This is a genomic window from Nocardia sp. NPDC050799, from assembly GCF_040654015.1.
Lineage (GTDB): Bacteria > Actinomycetota > Actinomycetes > Mycobacteriales > Mycobacteriaceae > Nocardia.
Genome location: NZ_JBFAHF010000057.1, coordinates 15970 through 32155, shown reverse-complemented (window position 1 = coordinate 32155; position 16186 = coordinate 15970). Strand labels below are relative to the sequence as shown.

Genomic DNA, 16186 nt, shown 5'->3' with positions numbered 1-16186 from the left:
ACGCGCCGAAGTGCCCCGGCGCCGCTGGCGCCGGGGCACTGAAAGGGGGAATTACTTCGTCTTCCGACATGTAACCGATACGTCGGCGATCACCCCGACCACATAACTTCGCAGGGGACCCGACGGGCAACGCCTCCCTTCTCCTCATTTCATCTTTCCGGACAACTTCATCGTGCTGCCCGGCGGGCGGCAGGGCCGTAGTACTTACTGGCCCAGTGGCCGCGCCCGCCGGTCTTACTTCACGGGCAGTTCCGTTATCTCCCGTGCCGTACGGATACTTACTTTGCTACCAACGACACAGAAGCTACCCCACCTGCGAGTGAATGTCTATAGCTGCCGCTCTAGATTTTTTGAACTCGGTCAGCGGTGGACGAAGGCGTCGGTGACCAGTCCGGTGATGTAGCGGCAGCCGGCAGCCGGGGCCGCACCGAACGAAGGGCCTGACCATCCGGGGCCTACTCTGATGGACGGATGATTTCGGGAAGAGCGGCAGGGGCGCTGCCGCCGGGTGCGTGAGCGGGGCTGTTCTGGTCTGGCGGAAGTGCGGCGCGCACCATTTCCCAGATCTCCGCACGCGCGGTCCGAGTGACCGCGAGCGCCGGGATCGTCAGAAACCCGTGGAACAACCCGTCGTAACGCCGGTGGCGTACCGCGACACCGGCTTCGGCGAGCAGCCGGGCGTAGGTGTCGCCGGATGAGCAGGGCGGGTCGAGTTCGGCGGTGATCACCACCGCGGGCGGTAGCCCGGCCAGGGTGTCCGCGCGGGTCGGTACCAGGCGGGCGTCCGCGGTGCCGTGTGGTGCGTACTGCTGCCAGTACCAGCGCATCGCCGCGGCGGTGTTGTAGTAACCGGTGCCGTAGCGCCGGTAGGACTCGGTGTCGAAATCGTCGTCGATCACCGGGTAGAGCAGTAGTTGCGCGGCGAGCGGGGGGCCGCCCTGATCGCGGGCCGCCAGGGCCACGGTGGCGGCGAGATTGCCGCCGGCACTGTCGCCGGCGACCACGAGCGCGGCGGGATCGCCACCGTATTCGGTGGCGTGCGCGGCGGCCCAGACGAGCGCGGCGTACATGTCCTCGTGCGCGGCGGGCGCGGGATGCTCCGGGGCGAGCCGGTAGTCCACCGACACCACGACCGCGCCGACCCCCTCGGCCATCGCGCGGCAGAACTCGTCGTGGCTGTCCAGATCGCAGAATACGAACCCACCGCCGTGCGCGAACACGATCACCTGGAGCGCCGAGGCGTCGTGGCGGGGCCGGTAGATCCGGATGGGCAGCGGGCCGCCCGGTCCGTCGACGGTCAGGTTCCGGACGTCGCGCATGGCGGGCAGCCACTGCAGCGGCGCGCGGCGGGACCGGATGATCGCCCGCAGTTCGCGCGCCGTCAGGGTGGTGACGTCCGGGAAGCCGCTGTCCAGGGCGGTGAGCATCGAGGCCACCTCGGGAAGCAGTCCGGGCTCCGCGTCGCATACGGCTCCTGATTCCATCCGCGGCCTCCTCGATTTCTCCTGGCCGGTAGCGCCCGGCCTACAGCTGATCGGGCCACCGTAGGTCGGCGAGAGCGCGGACGGAGTTGCGTCTCCCGCAGAGTGGGCCGGTCCCGGCCGGACCGCCGGATACGGCCATACCGTGGCGCGATGGGTGCAGCGAAGGTCTATATCGTCGACCGGATCGAGACGATGCCCGGCCGCGCACCGGGATTCGTGGACCGCTATCTCGCCGAGTACGTCCCCTGAACGATCGCGGGGGAATGGTCCTCGCCCGGGTGCTGGTGGCGCCGCCGGCGCCCGGCGATCGCGATCAGCGCCGCCCGGGGTCCTCGTCCTTGACCCGCTGCTCGACCTCACGCCAGCGTCCCGGGGTGGGATGCGGATAGGCGGTCTGCTCGTCGCGTTCGGCCGCCACCAGCGCGGTCTCGGCCGCGTCGATATCGTCGATCAGCTGCTGGGTGAGGTCGCGTTCGGAGGCGTAGTAGCGTTCGGCCCACTGCAGCACTATCTGCGAATAGGCCCAGCCGGGTTCGGATTTCGCGGCCGCCGCGTCGAGGGCGGCGCTGCGTTCGAGCCGTTCGGCATCGGCCATATGGTCGCGCAGGATCTCCTTGAGCCGCTCCGGCGAACTCAGATGCCCGAACATGATCCGCAACATCACATGATGTTTCAGCATCGGCGGGTCGACCGGCGCGCTGTTGGTCCAGGCGGTGACGGCGGCCCGCCCGGCCGGGGTGATCCGGTAGAGGCGGCGGCCGCGCATGGCGTTGTCGGCGTCGACCCGCGAGTGCGCGAACCCGTGCCGTTCGAGTTTCTTCAGCTCCGAGTAGATCTGGCTGTAGGAGGGACTCCAATAGAAGTAGCGGATACTCCAGTCGGCCCATTTCTTCAGGTCGTACCCGGAGATCTCCTCCTCGTAGGAGAGCATGGCGAGCACCGCCCAGCTGGTCGGCGGCAGGTTGATCTGCGCCAGGTCGGGTTCGCTCGTCGTCATTCGCCGAATGCTATCAGTGGTCATATACCGGTCCGGCATATGACTACCGGCGCGGCGCGAATCCTGTCGCTCACCGGTCCAGCAGGTCGAAGCCCTTGTACTCGGCGGCCGCGACCCCGGCGATGATCTCGCCGTACACCCCGAAACCACTCACGAACGGCATGAAGACCCGCGGTTTGCCCGGGATATTCGCCCCCAGGTACCAGGAGTTCGCCCGGGTCATCAAGGTCCCGGACGCCCGCTCGGTGCATTCGGCGACCCAGGCCGCCGCCGCGTCGGCGCGGGCCTCGAGCGCGGTGGCTCCGCGTCCGTCGACGAACCCGATCGCCTCGGCCACCCAGTCCACGTGCAGTTCCGAGTGCAGCACCATATTGGCCAGTACCGACGGGCTGCCCGGGCCGGTGAGGGTGAACAGATTGGGGAAACCGGGCACACCGAGCCCGAGATAGTTCACCGGGCCCTCCGCCCACGCCTCGTTGAGTGTCCGTCCGCCGCGGCCCGTGATCGCGATCTTGGCGACCGAACCCGTCATCGCGTCGAATCCGGTCGCCAGCACCAAGATGTCCAGCGGGAAATACGAATCCGTGGTGTGCAGGCCGCCCGCGTCGATACGTTCGATCGGTGTGGCGCGCAGGTCCACCAGCTGCACGTTCTCCCGGTTGAAGGTGCGGTAGTAGTTCGTATCGGTGCAGATGCGTTTGGTGCCGATGGGATGGTCGCGGGGGATCAGCAGCTCGGCGACCCGGGGGTCGTCGAGCTCGGCGCGGATCTTCTCCTCCCAGAACAGCCGGGCGGTCTCGTTGGCGGCGGGATCGGTGAGCTGGTCGGGGAAGGTTTTGCTGAACAGCACACCGCCCAATTGCCAGCGCTGTTCGTAGGCGGCGCGCCGTTCCGCCTCGCTCACCGCGAGGGTCGGTTTCGGATGCGCCTGGTGCGGGGATCCGCCACCGCTGGCCATCGACAACCTGCGACGTTCAGCGTAATTAGCCTTCTGCTCGCGCCGGAGTTCTTCGTCGAGCGCGGTATTGCCGGCGGGCACGCTGTAGTTGGCGGTGCGCTGGAACACGTGCAGCCGCGCGGCCTGTTCGGCGAGCACCGGGATCGCCTGAATTCCCGAGGAACCGGTGCCGATCACGCCGACCCGCTGTCCGGTCGGGTCGACGCCCTCGTGCGGCCAGGCCGAGGTGTGCAGCAGCCGCCCGGCGAAGGTGTCGAGTCCCTCGATCGCCGGGGTATTGGCATTCGACAGCGGCCCCGTGGCCAGCACCACGAACCGTGCCGTGACGCGGCTATCGGTATCGGTGTCCACCTGCCAGGTCAGTGACGACTCGTCGAGGCGGAGATCGGTGACCCGGGTGCCGAATTCGATATCGCGGCGCAGATCGAACCGGTCGGCCACGTGTTCGAGATAGGCCAGGATCTCCGGCTGCGCCGCGTACTTCTCGCTCCAGTCCCATTCCCGCTGGAGGTCTTCGTCGAAGGAGTACGAGTAGTCCACGCTCTCCACATCGCAGCGGGCGCCGGGGTAGCGGTTCCAGTACCAGACCCCGCCCACGCCGTCGGCGGCCTCGAACATCCGCACCGTGAGGCCGCGGCTACGGAACCGGTGCAGCGCGTACAGTCCCGCGATACCCGCGCCGACGACCGCCACATCGACTCGGGTCCGGCCGGGTGACGAGGGGTTTCCGGGGTTCACAGTGCCTCCAACTGCTCGGGTGTCCGGTGCTCTGCGGCGACGGTAGGGACAGCCGCGGCCTCCTGGTCGCCCTTCTCCCGCTGACCGGCACATTCACCGGATCGCGCCGGTTCTCCCGGTCACCGGGAGAACCGTTCGCCCGCGCCGCGCGCCGGACCTACCGTCGGCCTCGGCACGAGCCGGCAGCGCGAGGAGGCGGTGGAGCAGTGGTGGACTTCGACGACGAAGTGGATGTGCTGGTGGCGGGGTCCGGCGGCGGACTCGCCGGCGCCTACACCGCGGCCCGGGAGGGATTGTCGGTCGCGGTGGTGGAGGCGACCGACAAATTCGGCGGCACCACCGCGTATTCGGGTGGCGGCGGGGTCTGGTTCCCGTGCAATCCCGTGCTGGAGCGCGCCGGTACCGACGACACCCTCGACGACGCGCTCACGTATTTCCGGGCGGTCGTGGGTGACCGCACCCCGGGCGAACTGCAGGAAACCTTCGTGCGCCGCGGCCGCGACCTCATCGAATACCTGGAGGGCGACGAGCGTTTCGAATTCCAGATGTACCCGTGGCCGGACTATTTCGGTTCGGCGCCGAAAGCACGAACGGACGGACAACGCCATATCGTCCCCGTACCGCTGCCCGCCGCCGAACTGGGCGCCCTGCGCGCACATCTGCGCGGCCCGCTGGACACCGACCGGCTGGGCGCCGAGCCGCCGGAGCTCCTGATCGGCGGGCAGGCGCTGATCGGCCGTTTCCTGCGCGCGCTGGCGGCCTACCCGCACGTCCGGCTGTACCGCACCGCCGCCCTCGCGGAGTTGATCGTCGAGGACGGCACGGTGATCGGCGCGCGTATCGAACGGCCCGACGGCACGATCGCGATCCGGGCCCGGCGCGGTGTGGTACTGGCGGCGGGCGGATTCGAGGGCAACGAAGAGATGCGCCGCCACTACGGCGTGCCCGGCGCGGCCCGCGACACCATGGGCCCGCCCGGCAATCAGGGAAAAGCGCATCGGGCCGGTATCGCCGCCGGAGCCGATACCGATCTCATGGACCAGGCGTGGTGGTCGCCCGGGCTCACCCATCCCGACGGGCGGTCGGCCTTCGCGCTGTGGTTCACCGGCGGCATCTTCGTCGACCAGGACGGTAAGCGGTTCGTCAACGAATCCGCGCCCTACGACCGGCTCGGCCGGGCGGCCATCGAACGGCTGCGGGCCGGCAGCATGACCCTGCCCTTCTGGATGATCTACGACGACCGGGACGGGGTCAGGCCGCCGGTACAGGCCACCAATGTGTCGATGGTCGAAACAGAGAAGTACCGGGCGGCCGGGTTGTGGCATACCGCCGAGACGCTCGAAGAACTGGCCGCGGCCATCGGCGTACCCGCCGCACACCTCGTCGAGACCGTCGAGCGGTACAACGCGATGGTCGCCGCGGGAGCCGATACCGATTTCGGCCGCGGCGACGAGGCCTACGACCGGGCCTTTTCCCAGGGCGAGCTGCCGCTGGTGCCGATCGAGCGGGGGCCCTTCCATGCCGCCGCCTTCGGCCTGTCCGATCTGGGCACCAAGGGTGGGTTGCGCACCGATAGCGCCGCCCGGGTGCTGAACCGCGACGCGACACCGATCCCCGGCCTGTACGCCGCGGGCAACACGATGGCCGCGGTCAGCGGCACCGTTTACCCCGGCGGCGGCAACCCGATCGGCGCCTCGATGCTGTTCGCCCACCTCGCTGTCCTCGACATGCTCGGCCGTTAGCGCCGACCGTCGACACGCTCACCCAACGGGCCTGCCGGATCACGGCGCCCCGAACCCGAACAGGAATCGCCCATGCCCGAACCCGAACAGATCCGCGCGGCCGTACAGCGCTACCTCGACGCCGTGGCCACCGGGACCGCGGCCGATATCGCCGCCCTCTACGACGAGAACGCCACCCTGGAAGACCCGGTGGGTAGTCCGTCGCACACCGGCCGCGCGGCCGTCGAGAAGTTCTACGGGAGCCTCGAATCCGCGCGTCGCAGTACCGAACTGCTGAGCTTGCGGGTGAGCGGCGACAGTGCCGCGTTCGGTTTCCGGGTGGTCACCGAGACCGGTGACCAAACCATCACCGTCGAACCCATCGACGTCATGACCTTCGACGAGAACGCGCGGATCACGAGTATGCGCGCGTTCTGGTCGGCCGAGGACATCAGCTTCGGCTGAGTTCGAGCGCTACGAGAAAAGAGATATTCGTGTCCCCTACCGAACAGCCCTGGGACCACGAGGTGGGTTTCCTGGTCGTGGGCAGCGGCGCCGGCGGCCTCACCGGCGCGCTGGCCGCCGCGGACCAGGGCGCGGAGACCCTGGTCATCGAGAAGGCCGGTTACTACGGCGGCAGTACGGCGCTGTCCGGCGGCGGGATCTGGGTACCGAACAACCCGGTGCTGCTGCGCGAGGGCCTGCGCGATTCCCGCGCCGAGGTGCGCGCCTACCTGGACGCGGTGGTCGGTGACCGGGTGCCCTCGGCGAATGTGGACGCGTTCATCGACCAGGGCCCGGCAATGCTGGACTTCCTGGAGAGCAGCGGCCCGCACCTGCGTTTCCAGTGGTGCACCGGCTATTCCGACTACCACCCGGAAGCCCCCGGCGGACGTCCGGCCGGCCGGTCGATCGAGCCACTGCCGGTGAACCTGCGGGAACTCGGTGCCGACGAGTCCTACCTGCGCCCGGCCGCCCTCGCCACTCCGCCCGGGCTGTTCATCACCTCCAAGGATTTCGTCCAGCTGAACATGGTCACCCGGACCTGGAAGGCTCGCTGGACCGCGCTGCTCACCGGACTGCGGGCAGTGAAAGCCGTGATACTGCGCCGGCATATGGACACTCTCGGCCGCGCCCTGATCGCCCGGCTCCGCCTGGCGTTGCGCGACGCCGGGGTCCCGCTGTGGCTGAACACCGCGATGCGGTCGCTGATCACCGACGAAACGGGCGCGGTGCTGGGAGTGGTGGCCGAACGGGCCGGCCGGGAGATACGGATCCGCGCCCGCGCCGGAGTGCTGCTCGCGACCGGCGGTTTCGAATACAACCAGGCGCTGCGCAAACAGCATCTGCCCGCCGGGGGCCGCGACAATTTCAGCGCCGCCGCCGCCGACAACACCGGTGACGGGATCGTGGCCGGGGAGCGGGTCGGTGCCGCGGTCGATCTCATGGACGACGCCTGGTGGATGCCGTCGTTTCAGCGGCCCGACGGGATCAACCAGGTTCTGGTGTCCGAACGGTCCATACCCCGGTCGATCATCGTGAACGGTTCCGGTGTCCGGTTCACCAACGAGGCCGCCCCCTACGTCACCTTCGTGCACGCGCAGCTGGCCGGCGGTCACGACCCGGCGTGGCTGGTGTTCGACGGCAGAGCCAAGAACCGCTATCCGATAGGCGGGATCATGCCGGGACAGAAATTCCCGGCGGACTGGTTGTCCTCGGGACTGATACGCAGCGCGGCCACCGTCGATGAACTCGCGGCCGCGATCGGCGTGCCCGCCGCGGCCCTGGAGGCGACCGTGCGCCGGTACAACGACGCCGCGCGCACCGGCCGCGATACCGATCACGGGCGCGGCGAGAGCGCCTACGACAACTACTACGGTGACCCGACTCTCCCGCAGCCCACCCTCGACGTACTCGACCGGGCGCCTTTCTACGCGTTGCGAATTCGCATCGGTGACCTCGGTACCAAGGGCGGGTTGGTGTACAACGAGAACGCGCAGGTCCTACGCACCGACGGCTCCGTGATCACGGGCCTGTACGCGACGGGCAACACCTCCGCCGCGGTGATGGGCACCGATTACGCGGGCGCCGGCGCCACCATTGGACCCGCCATGGTGTTCGGCTATATCGCCGCCCGCCACGCCGCGACGAAGGAGTGATCGTGCAGCCCGTACAGTGCGCCAACTGCGGTAACCGAGTGCTGGTGGAGAAGTTCAGCCCCAGCCACACCAGTGTGCAATGGCTCGACGACGCCGAATCCGCCTGCCCCGAATTCGCCCGCCGGGCGGCCCTCGGCGAGCACAGCAAATGGATACCGACCTGCCCGGCACTGCGCGATTCCATCGAACGGGCCGTCGCCGACGGTGATCTGCCCACCGACGAACGCCGCCGGGAACCCGTGCCGGGCCGCCTCGGCTGACACGGCTGCCCGGCGCTCGCCCGCCGGAGGAGAGTTACGCCCTGCTGAGGCGAAGCGATAGATACTGGCCGAAGCCGGCCCGCCGCGCGAATCGGACGGGGCGTCGCCGGTACTCGGTGAAGCCGAACTTGCGGTACAGGCTCAGCGCGGGTGTGTTGGTGTCCTTGATCTCGCGCAGGATGAACTCGTCGTAGCCGGGAAGGGTGATGATGTACCGCATCAGTGCGGTTCCCACTCCGCGCCCTTGGTGGGCGGGGGCGGTGGCGACGAAGGCGATCTCGGCCAGCCCGTCCCGCGCTTCATCGGGGGCGCCGAGGAATTGTGAGCGGACCACCGGATAGCTGATGGTCCCGTGGAGCAGTCCGAGATGGCGACGGAACTCCGGTAGTCGCGGTGCGAAGCATTCCTGATCACCGGAGGTGACCGACGCGATGGCGGCAGGCTCGCCGTCGACCAGGGCCACGACGAAACGCTCCAGTATGAGCATGTGCTCGAACGCGGCGGTCAGCTGCTGGGGGTCGGACGAGAAGAAGGCGAAGTCTTCGGCGAAGCCATGGACGAGTACCGCGGTGATCGATCTGCGGTAGTCCTCACCGAGTTCGTCGCCGTGCTCGATCGTGATCATTGTCTGGGTCCCTCGGTGAGCAGTGTGAGTACGACATCGACGTCCGGGGCGGTGAACTCGGCGCCGAGACCCACTCGGATCGAGGTGAGACCGCCGAGCATCGCGAAGTAACAGGTCGTGAGTTGAGCCGGATCTCCTCGACCGAGTTCGCCGTCCGCCTGTCCCCGGCGGATCAGGTCCTCGAAGGTGCGCCACATCAACCTGTGTGCGTCGAGGAGTCGAGCGATCGATGCGGACGGAGCATCGGCGGTCACGCCCTGGTTTATGACGATCATGAACTCGGCGGCACCGTCATCGGCTGTGAGACCGGCCAGGTATCGAGCGGTGAATTCCCGGATGATCTCGACCGGGCGCCCTGGGCCGGAGAGTTCCCCGGTCAGGTTGCCGAGCCCGGTCAGTGCCTGATCGAGCAGGTCGGCGTACAGCGCGTCTTTGGTCGGATAGTGACGGTAGATCGTGCCGATGCTGACGCCGGCTTCGGTCGCGATGTCACGGATGGCCGACGCGGCGTACCCGTGACGGGCGAAAACGCGAACCGCCGCGGTCTGCACCGCGCTTCGCGTTGCCGCGCTCAGGGCTGCGCTCTGTTCAGTGGTGCGCGCCACGGGCCTGCCCTCCCATCTATAGAATGAACTGATGTTCATTCTATAGGTAGGGCGGCCGTGTAGGGCAACTCGGCCTATACCTCGGAGGCGCCGAACCCCATCTCGAAAGTCGGGTGCCGCTTCCCCGCCGGCATGCGGCGACCGCTCACCGGGAACTCAGGAGGAGCGGTCGCCGCGCACCTGGCAGCGTGGTTCGGAAGGAATACGCCGAGATGGAGGTTGACGATGACTTCGGTTCCCAGCACCGAGCACGAGCTGCGGGAGATACGTACCGACGCCGGAGTGCTGCGGTATTACGAGGCGGGCTCCGGTACGCCGCTGCTGCTGTTGCACGGTTCCGGACCCGGCGTCACCGGCTGGCGTAACTTCCGCGGCAATCTCGATTTCTTCGCCGAACGGTTCCGCACACTCGTCCTGGAGTTCCCCGGGTTCGGCGTCAGTGACGATTTCGGCGGGCATCCGATGATCACCGCCCTCGACGCGGTGGTCGGCTTCGTCGACGCGCTCGGCCTCGACCGGGTCGATCTCGTCGGCAACTCGATGGGCGGCGGGGTCGCGCTGAACTACGCGATCGCCCACCCCGACCGGGTCGGCAAGATCGTCACCATCGGCGGTATCGGCAAGAATCTCTTCAGTCCCGGCCCGGGAGAGGGCATCCGGCTGCTCCAGGACTTCACCGAGAACCCCACCCGTGAACGGTTGATCGCCTGGCTGCACTCGATGGTGTACGACCCGGCCCTGGTCACGGAGGAGATGATCGAAGAACGCTGGGCCCAGGCCACCGATCCGGCCACCCTCGACAGCGCCCGCCGCATGTACAGCCGGACCGCGTTCACCGCGATGGTGCGTGCCATGGACGCCGCGGACACTCCGCCACCGTGGGCGCTACTGCACAGGGTGAAGGCGCCGACCCTGGTGACCTGGGGGCGTGACGACCGGGTGAGCCCGCTGGATATGGCCCTGTTGCCGATGCGCACCATCCCGCGCGCCGAACTGCACGTGTTCCCGGATTGCGGCCACTGGGCCATGATCGAGCAGAAGGCCGCCTTCGAATCCACGGTCATGGCCTTCCTGACCCGCAAGGACTGAGACGCCGGAGGAGCCTGGTGCGTACGGAGTCCCGGCAGTGGAGCAGCGGCCGGTCGGCGACGGGCCTTCTCGCCGACCTGCCTGCGGCTGTACCGATCAGAAATCCTCCGCCATGTCGTCAGTTCTGGTAGTCGCTCGCACCAGTAGAAGGATTGATGACCATGACCGATGCCAGACCGCCGGGCGCCGATGAGGCCATGTTCATCGCGGCGGCCCGCTCAGGCGATACGGCGCGGTTCGCACTCATCACGGAACGCCACCGGCGTGAACTGCAGGTGCACTGCTACCGGATGCTCGCGAACTACGAGGACGCCCAGGACATGACGCAGGAGACGTTCCTGCGGGCGTGGAACAAGCGGGAGTCGTTCAAGGGCCACGCCGCGCTGCGGACCTGGCTGTACCGGATCGCGACGAACGCCTGCCTCGACTTCCTGGAGAAGCGCAACGACCGGACACCCGTACCGTCCGGGCTGGCGAACCCCGGCTCCGAGGTGCTGTACCTGCAGCCGTACCCCGACCGGATGCTCCCCGAGGACCCGCAGGAATCGGTGGTGGCGCGGGAGACGATCGAGCTGGCGTTCATCGTCGCTGTCCAGCACTTGCCGCTGCGGCAGCGGGCGGTGTTCATCCTGCGCGATGTCCTCGGCTGGCCGGCGGCGAAGGTCGCCGACGCTCTCGAGCTGACCGTCGCGTCGGTGACCAGCGCACTGCAGCGGGCGCGCGTAACGATGCGCGAGCAGCTGCCCGACCGCCGCCTCGACTGGCGGAGCCCTGCCACTCACGAGCTGTCGGATGATGAGCGCGGCGTGGTGAAGTCCTACATCGACGCCCATGAGCGTAACGATCTCGACGGGTTGATGTCCCTGCTGCGCGACGACCTGCGCTTCGCGATGCTGCCCGATCCGGGCTCCTCGATCATAGGGGCCCAGGCCGCGGTGGACGGCTGGGTCTCCGGTGGGCTCTTCCAGCGCGGCTACGACGACTGGCGCTGTATCGCCACGACAGTCAATCGCATGCCTGCCGCCGCGCTGTACCTCCGCATTCCCGACGACCCGGAGTACCGGCTGTTCAACATCGCGGTCCTGCGCATCGCCGACGGGAAGATCGCCGAGCTCACCGGATTCGACGCCACCGACAAACCATGGCTGGGCCTGCCCCCGACGATCAACGACGCCGTCGTCCTCATCTCCGGCGAGCATATGGCCCCTTAACCGCTCAGCGCCTCGTCTCGTATCTGGTCAGGACCACGCCGCCGGGGAACGTCCGCGTCTCCACCAGGTTCAGATTCACCCAGCTGTCCAGCGCCGTGAAGAACGGCGTGCCACCGCCGACCAGGGCCGGGTGGGTGACCAGGGCGTACTCGTCGATCAACCCGGCCCGCATGGCAGCCCCGGCGAGCGTTGCGCCGCCGATGCTCATCGGGCCGCCGTCCTCGGCCTTGAGCCGGGTGATCTCGGCGACTGCGGCGCCGGTGACCAAGCGGGTGTTCCAGTCGACCTTGTCGATCGTTGAGGAGAACACCACCTTCGGCGTGTCCCGCCAGTTCCGCGCGAACTCGATCTGCGCCGGGGTAGCGTCGGGCTGCTGGTCGCCGGTGGGCCAGGCGGAGCTCATCGTCTCCCACAGCTTGCGCCCGTACAGCGACAGGTCGTTCGCCCGCTCCTGGTCGAGCCACCACTGGAACAGCTCGTCGCTCGGCGCGCTCCAGCCGATAACGTCGCCGGGCGCGGCGATGTAGCCGTCCAGGGTCACGTTCATGCCGAAAATCAATTTGCGCATCATGCCAGCCTCTCGTGAGTTGATCTCACACATACAGACGGGCGCGGCGCGAAAAACTGATCTGTGCGTTCACCCAGAGCCGGCTATGGCCGGAGATTGGTCACCCAGGCTTCACCGTGTAGTTATGAGCAATGCTCGATAAGGAGACCTTGACCTCGGTCGCGCGTCGATTCGCCGACGGGAATCTGTTCGCGGTGGCCGATATGGGCGGCTGGTCTGCCCTAAGAGTCGATGAGCAGGCGACGCTCGAACGCATGTTGCAGGGCATGAGCGCCGATGAGACGCCACGACCGCTCGGCGAGGAGAACGGTGCGGTCCTCTTCGATTGGCTCGCCCTGCCCACCGGGGACCATGACGCGTTGCTCGATGAACTCCGTCTCACCTGCGCCGTCCCCGCGACACAGAAGCTCGGCCTGGGCGTGTGGGGCCGGGGCGGTGTGTATGTCACTCCGCGATGGGACGGCTGGACGGTCATCTGCGGCTACCCCCCGCCGATGGATTCCGAATCCATGCGCGCGCTTCTGGAGCGGCATCGAAAAGCCCCCTGGATCGGCCATCCCTATCGCTGGGTGCTGCCGGCGTCGACCGGCAGGGTTACCGCGGTGATGTAGCGGGCCTCCTCCGAGGCCAGGAACAGCGACGCGTTCGCGATATCGACCGGCTCCACCCACGGGATCGGCATGTTCATGGTGCGGGCGGCCGCCGCGAATTCCTCGCGGGTGGGGTTCTCCCGGTCGGGACGGAACGACCGGCGAACCATATCGTTCTGGATCATCGGGGTGTCCACATTGGTCGGGTGCACCGAGTTCACCCGGATCCCGTGCGGTGCCAGCTCTTGCGCCAGCGATCGCATCAACCCCACCACACCGTGTTTGGCCGCCGTGTAGTGCGCGACCCCGACCAGTCCGCGCAGTCCGGCGATCGAACTGGTCAGGATCATCGACCCGCCGCCGCGGGCGATGAGATGCGGTGCGGTCGCCTTGCAGGTCTGCCATACGCCGGTCAGATTGACGTCCAGCATCGTCCGCCACTGCTCCTCGGTCAGCCGCAGAGCGGGTGCGCTGGAGGTGATCCCGGCCGTCGCGCACACCACGTCCAGACCGCCGAGTTGGCCCACCGCCCGGTCGGCCACCGCCCGCAGCGCCGCACCGTCCCGGACATCGGCGGTGGCGGCCACGACCCGTGCCCCGGTCTGCTCGACAGCTCGCACGGTCTGCTCGAGGTCTTCCGGCGTCGCCGGTGGGATGATCACCGTCGCCACCGGACCGCAGAGATCCAGCGCGACGATATCGGCGCCCTCCTCGGCCAGCCGTACCGCCTGGGCCCGCCCGATACCCCGTGCCGCGCCGGTGACCAGCGCTACCTTGCCCGAAACCCGTCCCATCTCACACCTTCTGAGTAAGTCCGGCGTCCACGACGAGCTGGGTGCCGGTGATGTACCGGGACTCGTCGGACGCGAGGAACAACACCGCATTGCTGATATCCACCGGCTCCACCCAGGGCACCGGCAGAATCGTCCGTTCCGCGAGAACTCGCGCCGCATCGTCGCGGGTCGGATCCGCCATCCCGGGCAGCAATTTCGCGTACACGTCGTCGTTCAGGATCATCGGCGTCGCCACCGATCCCGGATGCACGGTGTTCACCCGGATGCCCTGCGGGCCGAGCTCGTTGGCCAATGTCCGCGCCAGTCCCACCACCGCGTGTTTGCTCGCCGAATAGTGGGCGGCCGAAGCGCCGCCCTTGATGCCGTTCGTCGACCCGACGATGACGATCGAAGCGCCCGCGTCGAGATGGGCGGCCCCCGCCCGGACGGTGTGCCAGACTCCGGTGAGATTGGTATCGAGGGCACGTTGCCAGGCGTCGTCGGACAGTTCCCAGGTCGGCGCGAGATCCGCGTAGACGCCGGCATTGGCGACGACCACATCCAGCCGGCCGAGCTGCGTCACCCCCGTGTTCACGGCTTCCTCGACCGCCAGCGGGTCACGGACATCGGCGAAACCGGTGACGCACCGGCGGCCGAGATCCTCCACCTGCCCGGCCACCGCGACCAGGCCGGCCGCGCTTTCCGCGAGGTCGAGCGCGACGATATCGGCGCCCTCCTCGGCCAGCCGGCGGCAATGGGCACGGCCCATCCCGCCCGCTGCCCCTGTCACCACCGCTACCCGGTCCTGCAGGCGCTTCATCGGGCGCCTCCGGCACATACCGCATCCATGCGGGCGACGCTAGGTGCGCCGGGTATCCCGCGACCGCGTTCCTCCCGGTCACCGGGCCGTGACCGAGACCGCTCCCGCTGGGCGGGACGATGTCGCCCGGTGTATCCGCCCTCCGCTATCGGGTGTGGGCCGGTGTGCCGCTCATCGGATCGGGCCGGGAAGTCTCGGCCAGGGCGCACGCCGCTCCGTATCGGGGTGCCGGCCGGAATCTCCGGCCTGTGGTCCGGGGCGGACGTCAGGGAACGACGACCGCCCGGCCGCGCAGCGTTCCGGCGGCGAGCCGGCGATACGCCTCGGGGGCCTCGTCGAGGCCGAACCGTTCGGTCGCGATATCCAGGACTCCGGCGTGCGCGAGATCGATCAGTTCGATCAGTTCGGCCCTCGCACCCCAGTACGGCGAGGTCACGGTCGTTTCGTAGGGGCTGATCCCGAACCCGACCCGCGCGGCGGACTTTCCGTCGCCGATACCGACGATCGTCACATCGGAATCCACCCCGGCCACCGCCATGGCGGTATCGATGGTCGGCTGGAAGCCGACGAAATCCAGGACCAGGCTCGCCCCGGCCGGGCCGGTGATCTTGCGGACGTTGTCGGCGGCCCGGTCATCGGAGAGCACCGCCTCGTGCGCACCCACCGACCTGGCGAATTCGAGTTTCTCGTCGTTCACATCGAGGGCGATGATGCGTGTGGAGGACAGATACCGCAGCAGCTGGATGGCCACATGGCCGAGACCGCCACTGCCGATCACCACCGTCCACGAGCCGGGGCGGATCTTGTCCAGCGACCGTTTGATCGCGTGGTACGGGGTCAGGCCGGCATCGGTGAGCGGTACGGTCGCCACCGGGTCGAGATCGCCGATCGGCACCAGATGGCGGGGCGAATCGACGATCAGGTATTCGGCGATGGCGCCCGGTGAGCCGAGTCCCGGCGGCATGATGCCCAGTTCGGCGGCCCGGGAACAGTAGTTCTCCCGGCCCTGGGCGCAGAACCAGCAGTTTCCGCAGCCCCAGGGCCCGTAGACGACGACATTCGTGCCGATATCGATCCCGCGCACCCCGTCGCCCAGGGCTGTGACCTGGCCGGCGCCCTCGTGCCCCAGGGTCAGGGGCAGCTCGATACCGAACTGTTCCGGCGGATTGTTCATGACGAAATCGTCGGAATGGCAGACGCCCGCCGCGGTCACCCGCAGCAGTACCTCACCGGGGCCGGGTTCCGGAGTGGGAATTTCGCGGACCTCCGGTTCTGCCCCGACGGTCACGTATTGCAGTGCCTTCATTGCGCCTGTCCTCTCCGAGCCGAGCGACTGGGTGCGTACTGGTGGAACGGCAGCGAACGTGCGGATACAGCAACTGCGACCAGGCTAGCCGGGACGCACGGAACCGGGGGCACTCGCGCTTGCGGACCGGCCGGTCGAGGTGGTGTCGACTGTGTCGGCGGCATGGACAATGCCGTGGGGTATGAAGCCGAGACCGGACATCGCGGCACCTTCCGCACTGCCGGCGAGGTTCACGGCAACGCCCGCGTCGAGCTGCTCGCCGTCATCCGCACTGCCCCGAGC

The 16186-nt window shown here is 68.3% G+C and carries 16 protein-coding genes; 7 read left to right on the top strand and 9 right to left on the bottom strand.

From position 1 onward, the window contains the following. Nucleotides 1–455 precede the first annotated feature (455 nt). The 3 genes from AB0H42_RS33555 to AB0H42_RS33545 form a co-directional block, all read right to left on the bottom strand. Nucleotides 456–1484: an alpha/beta hydrolase gene (locus AB0H42_RS33555; RefSeq protein WP_357063327.1), complete on the bottom strand. Its 1029-nt coding sequence runs from the start codon at nucleotides 1482–1484 to the stop codon at nucleotides 456–458. Between the two features lie 313 nt (nucleotides 1485–1797). After that, on the bottom strand, nucleotides 1798–2481 hold the full coding sequence (locus tag AB0H42_RS33550) for a PadR family transcriptional regulator (RefSeq protein WP_357063325.1): 684 nt from the start codon (nucleotides 2479–2481) through the stop codon (nucleotides 1798–1800). A gap of 70 nt (nucleotides 2482–2551) precedes the next feature. After that, nucleotides 2552–4177 carry an NAD(P)/FAD-dependent oxidoreductase gene (locus tag AB0H42_RS33545; RefSeq protein WP_357063322.1) on the bottom strand — a complete coding sequence of 542 codons (1626 nt, stop codon included), beginning with the start codon at nucleotides 4175–4177 and terminating at the stop codon, nucleotides 2552–2554. Between the two features lie 206 nt (nucleotides 4178–4383). Between AB0H42_RS33545 and AB0H42_RS33540 the strand changes: the two genes are divergently transcribed. The 4 genes from AB0H42_RS33540 to AB0H42_RS33525 all read left to right on the top strand — a co-directional run bounded on the left by AB0H42_RS33540 (nucleotide 4384) and on the right by AB0H42_RS33525 (nucleotide 8317). Beyond that, complete coding sequence (locus AB0H42_RS33540) at nucleotides 4384–5919, top strand: FAD-binding protein (RefSeq protein ID WP_357063320.1); 1536 nt, start codon at nucleotides 4384–4386, stop codon at nucleotides 5917–5919. A gap of 72 nt (nucleotides 5920–5991) precedes the next feature. Continuing rightward, nucleotides 5992–6363 (top strand): nuclear transport factor 2 family protein, encoded by a 372-nt coding sequence (locus AB0H42_RS33535; protein ID WP_357063318.1) that lies wholly within the window; start codon nucleotides 5992–5994, stop codon nucleotides 6361–6363. Nucleotides 6364–6392: 29 nt separating this feature from the next. Continuing rightward, on the top strand, nucleotides 6393–8057 hold the full coding sequence (locus tag AB0H42_RS33530) for an FAD-binding protein (RefSeq protein WP_357063315.1): 1665 nt from the start codon (nucleotides 6393–6395) through the stop codon (nucleotides 8055–8057). 2 nt (nucleotides 8058–8059) lie between these two features. Further along, nucleotides 8060–8317, top strand: coding sequence for a hypothetical protein (locus AB0H42_RS33525; protein ID WP_030525305.1), 258 nt, complete (start codon nucleotides 8060–8062; stop codon nucleotides 8315–8317). A gap of 34 nt (nucleotides 8318–8351) precedes the next feature. Here AB0H42_RS33525 and AB0H42_RS33520 read toward each other — a convergent pair whose 3' ends face one another. Further along, nucleotides 8352–8942, bottom strand: coding sequence for an N-acetyltransferase (locus tag AB0H42_RS33520; protein ID WP_357063313.1), 591 nt, complete (start codon nucleotides 8940–8942; stop codon nucleotides 8352–8354). Beyond that, nucleotides 8939–9586: a TetR/AcrR family transcriptional regulator gene (locus tag AB0H42_RS33515; RefSeq protein WP_357063310.1), complete on the bottom strand. Its 648-nt coding sequence runs from the start codon at nucleotides 9584–9586 to the stop codon at nucleotides 8939–8941. The genes AB0H42_RS33520 and AB0H42_RS33515 overlap by 4 nt, the downstream gene beginning before the upstream one ends. A gap of 186 nt (nucleotides 9587–9772) precedes the next feature. Here AB0H42_RS33515 and AB0H42_RS33510 point away from each other — a divergent pair, with 186 nt between their 5' ends. Beyond that, nucleotides 9773–10636, top strand: coding sequence for an alpha/beta fold hydrolase (locus tag AB0H42_RS33510; protein ID WP_357063307.1), 864 nt, complete (start codon nucleotides 9773–9775; stop codon nucleotides 10634–10636). Nucleotides 10637–10797: 161 nt separating this feature from the next. Then, complete coding sequence (locus AB0H42_RS33505) at nucleotides 10798–11847, top strand: RNA polymerase subunit sigma-70 (RefSeq protein WP_357063304.1); 1050 nt, start codon at nucleotides 10798–10800, stop codon at nucleotides 11845–11847. Between the two features lie 4 nt (nucleotides 11848–11851). Here AB0H42_RS33505 and AB0H42_RS33500 read toward each other — a convergent pair whose 3' ends face one another. Further along, nucleotides 11852–12415 carry a dihydrofolate reductase family protein gene (locus AB0H42_RS33500; RefSeq protein ID WP_357063302.1) on the bottom strand — a complete coding sequence of 188 codons (564 nt, stop codon included), beginning with the start codon at nucleotides 12413–12415 and terminating at the stop codon, nucleotides 11852–11854. A 131-nt stretch (nucleotides 12416–12546) separates the two neighbouring features. Between AB0H42_RS33500 and AB0H42_RS33495 the strand changes: the two genes are divergently transcribed. Continuing rightward, the gene (locus AB0H42_RS33495) at nucleotides 12547–13026 is read left to right on the top strand and encodes a hypothetical protein (protein WP_357063300.1); all 480 of its coding nucleotides are present in this window, start codon (nucleotides 12547–12549) and stop codon (nucleotides 13024–13026) included. Here AB0H42_RS33495 and AB0H42_RS33490 read toward each other — a convergent pair. From AB0H42_RS33490 to AB0H42_RS33480, 3 genes are all read right to left on the bottom strand, one after another. Then, a complete protein-coding gene (locus AB0H42_RS33490) occupies nucleotides 12975–13799 on the bottom strand; it encodes a mycofactocin-coupled SDR family oxidoreductase (protein WP_357063297.1) in 825 nt (274 codons plus the stop codon). The genes AB0H42_RS33495 and AB0H42_RS33490 overlap by 52 nt on opposite strands. A 1-nt stretch (nucleotide 13800) precedes the next feature. Further along, nucleotides 13801–14598 carry a mycofactocin-coupled SDR family oxidoreductase gene (locus tag AB0H42_RS33485; RefSeq protein WP_357063296.1) on the bottom strand — a complete coding sequence of 266 codons (798 nt, stop codon included), beginning with the start codon at nucleotides 14596–14598 and terminating at the stop codon, nucleotides 13801–13803. A gap of 265 nt (nucleotides 14599–14863) precedes the next feature. After that, nucleotides 14864–15904: an NAD(P)-dependent alcohol dehydrogenase gene (locus AB0H42_RS33480; protein WP_357063294.1), complete on the bottom strand. Its 1041-nt coding sequence runs from the start codon at nucleotides 15902–15904 to the stop codon at nucleotides 14864–14866. Nucleotides 15905–16186: the final 282 nt, after the last annotated feature.

What these genes read in the sequence shown, in the direction of transcription:
- AB0H42_RS33550 (WP_357063325.1), bottom strand. Translation starts at nt 2,481, where the DNA reads ATGACGACGAGCGAACCCGACCTGGCGCAGATCAACCTGCCGCCGACC.
- AB0H42_RS33510 (WP_357063307.1), top strand. Translation starts at nt 9,773, where the DNA reads ATGACTTCGGTTCCCAGCACCGAGCACGAGCTGCGGGAGATACGTACC.
- AB0H42_RS33490 (WP_357063297.1), bottom strand. Translation starts at nt 13,799, where the DNA reads ATGGGACGGGTTTCGGGCAAGGTAGCGCTGGTCACCGGCGCGGCACGG.
- AB0H42_RS33485 (WP_357063296.1), bottom strand. Translation starts at nt 14,598, where the DNA reads ATGAAGCGCCTGCAGGACCGGGTAGCGGTGGTGACAGGGGCAGCGGGC.
- AB0H42_RS33555 (WP_357063327.1), bottom strand. Translation starts at nt 1,484, where the DNA reads ATGGAATCAGGAGCCGTATGCGACGCGGAGCCCGGACTGCTTCCCGAG.
- AB0H42_RS33520 (WP_357063313.1), bottom strand. Translation starts at nt 8,942, where the DNA reads ATGATCACGATCGAGCACGGCGACGAACTCGGTGAGGACTACCGCAGA.
- AB0H42_RS33495 (WP_357063300.1), top strand. Translation starts at nt 12,547, where the DNA reads ATGCTCGATAAGGAGACCTTGACCTCGGTCGCGCGTCGATTCGCCGAC.
- AB0H42_RS33480 (WP_357063294.1), bottom strand. Translation starts at nt 15,904, where the DNA reads ATGAAGGCACTGCAATACGTGACCGTCGGGGCAGAACCGGAGGTCCGC.
- AB0H42_RS33535 (WP_357063318.1), top strand. Translation starts at nt 5,992, where the DNA reads ATGCCCGAACCCGAACAGATCCGCGCGGCCGTACAGCGCTACCTCGAC.
- AB0H42_RS33515 (WP_357063310.1), bottom strand. Translation starts at nt 9,586, where the DNA reads ATGAACATCAGTTCATTCTATAGATGGGAGGGCAGGCCCGTGGCGCGC.
- AB0H42_RS33500 (WP_357063302.1), bottom strand. Translation starts at nt 12,415, where the DNA reads ATGCGCAAATTGATTTTCGGCATGAACGTGACCCTGGACGGCTACATC.
- AB0H42_RS33505 (WP_357063304.1), top strand. Translation starts at nt 10,798, where the DNA reads ATGACCGATGCCAGACCGCCGGGCGCCGATGAGGCCATGTTCATCGCG.